The sequence below is a fragment of the Vicinamibacteria bacterium genome, from assembly GCA_035620555.1.
Classification (GTDB): domain Bacteria; phylum Acidobacteriota; class Vicinamibacteria; order Marinacidobacterales; family SMYC01; genus DASPGQ01.
Map to the genome: position 1 here is coordinate 1 of DASPGQ010000246.1, position 4,651 is coordinate 4,651.

At 62.9% G+C, this 4,651-nt stretch carries 5 protein-coding genes; 1 reads left to right on the forward strand and 4 read right to left on the reverse strand.

Annotation, left to right across the window (positions count from 1 at the left end; all coding sequences use genetic code 11):
* Window positions 1-1,013: hypothetical protein (locus VEK15_10450; protein HXV61104.1), on the forward strand; the 1,013-nt coding region annotated here is incomplete at its 5' end.
* 6 nt (window positions 1,014-1,019) lie between these two features.
* Here the strand turns inward: VEK15_10450 and VEK15_10455 are convergent.
* The 4 genes from VEK15_10455 to rfbA all read right to left on the reverse strand — a co-directional run.
* On the reverse strand, window positions 1,020-1,454 hold the full coding sequence (locus tag VEK15_10455) for an HIT family protein (GenBank protein HXV61105.1): 435 nt from the start codon (window positions 1,452-1,454) through the stop codon (window positions 1,020-1,022).
* Between the two features lie 91 nt (window positions 1,455-1,545).
* Window positions 1,546-3,264, reverse strand: a complete 1,719-nt coding sequence (locus tag VEK15_10460) for an aldo/keto reductase (protein HXV61106.1) — start codon at window positions 3,262-3,264, stop codon at window positions 1,546-1,548.
* A 6-nt stretch (window positions 3,265-3,270) separates the two neighbouring features.
* Entirely contained in the window at window positions 3,271-3,825 is a 555-nt protein-coding gene (gene rfbC / locus VEK15_10465; GenBank protein ID HXV61107.1) for a dTDP-4-dehydrorhamnose 3,5-epimerase, read from the reverse strand.
* Window positions 3,826-3,829: 4 nt separating this feature from the next.
* Window positions 3,830-4,651, reverse strand: an 822-nt coding sequence (gene rfbA / locus VEK15_10470; protein HXV61108.1) for a glucose-1-phosphate thymidylyltransferase RfbA, incomplete at its 5' end; no start/stop codon positions are given.

Consider the following 4,651-nt stretch of genomic DNA (forward strand, 5'->3'; position numbering starts at 1 on the left):
TCAACCGATACTATTACATCGAGGCCTTCACTTCCCCGTCGTATGCACTTCGTCGATGGGACGAGCTCCTCACCCGCGGGCCCGTGGTCGGCTTCTACGCCGCGAACGCCCACGGCGGCTTCGCCATCACGGATGAGACGACGGTGCCCCTTCCATCGTACGAGACGGCGTTCACCTACGCCGGGCTCGGGATCAGCCCTGCCCACCGTGACTCACCCGAAGAGGCAATCCGACGTGGTGAGTTTTTTTCTCTCGTTCGCGCTGCGGGAGAACCGCAGAAGTTCGAGATCACTCGAGACGGCGACAGGATTCGTGTCGTGGTCCAGACGGCTTCCCTGTCACCCCGGATCGATCTCAAACGCAACGGCATCGTCGTGGCATCGGCTGAGTCGGCCGAGCTGGCCATGGACGCTAAAACACCCGGAGTCTATCGAGCGGAGGTGTACTTGCCGGAACATCCGCTGCTCTCTCCCGAAGTGCCCTGGATCCTGTCGAACCCGTTATTCGTGGGGGTCGAGTTCTCCCCCGCACGGGCTCACGAAAGCTCGTGCACCTCTTTCACGCCCTTGCCTCTCGAAGACGTCACGCTCGAAAAGGACGACGAGTCCACGGGTTCCCTCACGAGCCGAGAATCGGGTGAGCTGGAGCTGGACTACGAGCTGTCCCGGGCGACTCCTAAAAAGATCGACCGCTGGGTCGCGCTCGCTCTACGACGTCGAATCGATTTGTCCCGCTTCAAGGCGATCTATCTGGAGGCGGAGTCGGGCGACGCCATGCGCTACTGGCTCGAGCTCCGGGCGGGCGAGCGCGGTCACTACGCCTCGTTCAAATTGAAGCCTGGCGTCGTCAACCGCATCACCCTTCCCTGGAGCCGCTTCTACAGCACGACCGGTGTGCGCTCCATCCCCAAGCTTTGGGAGCTCGACGCCCTGTTCGTCACCGTCAATACGTCCAACTCCCGCACGGGATTCCGATCCCAGATGACCCTGAAGACGCTGGGTGGATGCGAGTGAATGGGCTCAGCCTGAACCCTTCTCCTCGAAAGCCCGAGTGATGGAGCGGACCAGCTCCTTGGCGGCAGCCTCCTCGAGGCTGCCGGGATACCACCCGATCCCCAGGCCTTCCTTCTCGTAGCGGGGAATGATGTGAAGGTGGACGTGGAAGACCGCCTGATGAGCGGCACTTCCGTTGTTCTGCAGGATGTTGTAGGCAGTCGCGCCCGTGGCCTTCAGGAGCGCGCGACAAATCCGGGGAAGCGCGCGGCCCAGGGCCGCGGCCGTGTCGTCGCTCAATTCGTGAAAAAAGGCTTTCGACTCCTTCGGCACGACGAGCGTGTGTCCGCGGGACAGAGGTGCGATGTCGAGAAAAGCGTAAACGAGCTCGTCCTCGTAGATTTTGTGGCTCGGGATCTCGCCTCGAATAATCTTATCGAATACCGTCGGCTCGCCACTCATCGAGGGGCAATCTACCATAACGCTCCAGGCATTGTGCGCGTTCCGGTTTGCGTCCGTTTCGAGCCCGCCACGCCAGCAAGGGACGGAGCGCCTACGGTTCGAGCTCTGAGGCAGCGAGCGCGGGAATTCCCAGCCGCTCGGCGAAACCTTTGTCCGCGGGAGAGCTCACGACCACGAGACACTTCTCGGGAGCCAGTCCGTACTTTTCGATGAGGACCACGCCCAATCCGGGGAGAGGCTTGCGGCACCAGCAGGAGATTGGTGGAGGATGGTTGCACAGGTGGACTTCCACGCCTGAATCGACATAGGTCCGATCGCGTCTCCCGGGCTGGAACGAAACGCCGAGAAGCCGGAAGCCCGCTCCCTCATATCGGTCGAGCTTCGGACGAATCCCCTCCTCGCGGGGCTCGAAGAACACGGCTCGTCCCGAACGTGCCGGCGGCGGGTCACGCTCGAAGTCGAGCTCCTCGATCTCGACGAATCCTTCCTCCGGTCTCGGTGGCTCGAGCTCCCGCCGATAACGGAACTGCGCGCTGGGGGCGAAGGCATTCGGGTCTGCCCGGGACAGCTTCCTCAACTCCTCGGGCTCGAGGAGCCGCCCGTAACGCTGGACGATTCGCGTCGCCGCGTTGAGCTGCGCTTGCTGAAGGGAGGTTCGCAACCATAGGCAACGTACGGCGACTCCGTGTCGCCGGGCCGCCTGGATCACGTCGTAGCGCGAGGCGCGCCGGGGATAGGTATTGTCGAGTACGAGCTTTCGTTCTCCCCGTCCGAGTCGATCGTCGAGCTCTTTGATGAGGTCCCGGAGCGTCCCGCCTCTTTCGTCCCGGTTGAGTCGACTGTAGCCGCGCTCCTCCCAGGCTCTTGCGGCGGTCGTCTTGCCCGCGCCCGGGTAACCCACGAACAGCACGACCTCTCCATCGGTCGCGGTCGCGGGCGAGGCGGCCTCGGGCGAAACGGAATAAGCCCGGAAGAGATCGTCTCTTTCTTCCCCGGTCAATACCAGCTCGCGGGCGCGCAAGCTGGATTCCAGGCTAGCGAGCTTCGTCGCCCCGGGAATCGGGATCACGCCCTCCATCGAAAGCAGCCAGGCGAGCGCGATCTCGGCGCAGGAAGCCCCCCGACGACGCGCCATGTTCGCGAGCACGGGCTCACACTCGATTCGACGACGGTTGCGGTATCCGCCGAGGGGGCTGTGGGCAATCAAATCGATCCCGTGGCGTTGGCAAAACGAAGCGACGCCGTTCTTCAACGGGGCCAGATCGATGGGACTGAGCGAAACCTGCACGGTGGTGACGGGGAAGTGGCGCCGAGCTTCCTCGAGCTCCTCGAGCGACACGTTGCACAAGCCGAGCCTTCGCACTTTGCCTTCCCGGAGCAATGCCTCGAGAGTCCGAAACGTGGTGGTCTTCGACTTCGAATCGATGGCGTGGAGCTGGTAGAGATCGATCGCCTCGACGCCGAGCGCCGTCAGGCTGGCCTCGCAGGCTCGTCTCAAGTGCCGGGCGCGCCCGTCGGGAAACCAGCCTTTGACACCCCGGCGGAGTCCGCCTTTGGTGGCGACGATGACCCGGGCGCGATCGCCACCCCAGCTCGCAAGAGCTTTGGCGATCAAACGCTCGTTGTGGCCTATCTCCGAGGCCGAGGGCGCGTAGACGTCAGCGCTGTCAATGAAGCGGATCCCGGAGTCCAGCGCTCGGTGCAGTAGATCGACCGCGTCGGCTTCGTCGATTCCGGCCCTCGAGAGCCCCATGGCGCCGAAGCCCAACCGAGATGAGCCCGGAGCGAGTGGGAGAGGCGTCCCGCCCACGGCGGCTCACGGCTCGACCGCAAGGTCGAGAGCCGAGATCTCTTTCAGATGAGGATGCTTACGATCCCGCTCGGACACCAGGGGGTTGGAGATGGGCCAATCGACGCCGATGTCCGGATCGTCCCACCGAATTCCCCCTTCCTCCTCGGGGCGGTAGATGTCGGTCATCTTGTACCAGACGTCGGCGAATTCAGAGACCACGCAAAAACCATGGGCGAATCCCACGGGCATGAACAGCTGGCGGTGGTTCTCGCCGCTGAGGATCGTTCCGAAGTATCGTCCGAAGCTGGACGAGCCAGGACGGATGTCGACCGCGACATCGAAGATCTCGCCTCGCACCACCGTTACGAGCTTGGCCTGTCCCTTCTGGAAATGGAGACCGCGAAGCACGCCCTTCGTCGAATGCGAAAGGTTGTCTTGAACGAACGATCCGACGACGCCCGCGTCGCTGTACGGCCCCAACTTGTAGGTCTCGACGAGATATCCTCGCCCATCGCCGCGACGAACCGGCTCCACCACGTAGAGGCCACGAATCGGGGTCTCGAGAACTCTCACCGACACGGCCTCAGCCCTCCTGGAGCAGCGACGACAAGTATCGGCCGTATTCGCTCGCCGAGTTCTCCGCCGCGAGCCGCTCGAGCGCCTCGGCGTCGATGAATCCCATACGAAAGGCGATCTCCTCGGGGCAGCAGATCTTCAGACCCTGCCTCTGTTCGACCGACTCGATGAACATCGCCGCCTGTAGGAGGGCATCGTGAGTGCCGGTATCGAGCCAGGCAAAGCCCCGCCCGAGCTTCTCCACATGCAGGGCGCTCTGTTCGAGATAGAGGCGATTCAAGTCGGTGATCTCGAGCTCACCCCTCGCCGAAGGCTTCAAGCGCTTGGCCTGTTCCACGACGCGATGGTCGTAAAAATAGAGGCCGGTCACCGCATAATGGGACGCGGGCCTTTCCGGTTTCTCGACGAGGTCGACCGCTTCCCCGTTGCGCCCGAAGCTCACCACTCCGTATCTTTCCGGATTTCGGACCCAGTAGGCGAAGATCGTCGCCCCTTCGTCCCGCTCGGCGGCACGTCTCAAATGGCTGGTGAGCTCGTGTCCGTAGAAGAGATTGTCTCCGAGGACGAGGGCGCAACCTTCACCGTTGATGAAGTCCTCGCCGATTAGAAAAGCCTGAGCCAATCCTTCGGGGCGCGGCTGTACCGCGTAGGATAGTCTCAGTCCGAGGTGGCTTCCGTCGCGGAGAAGCACTTCGAACAGCGGTCGGTCGTGCGGCGTGGTGATTACGAGTATGTCCCGGATTCCCGCGAGCATCAGGGTGCTCAGGGGGAAATAGATCATCGGCTTGTCGTAGATCGGAAGGAGTTGTTTGCTCACCGCCGAGGTCAT

Excerpts from the sequence above, each read along its gene's own strand:
- VEK15_10455 (HXV61105.1), bottom strand. The coding sequence starts at position 1,454 with ATGAGTGGCGAGCCGACGGTATTCGATAAGATTATTCGAGGCGAGATC.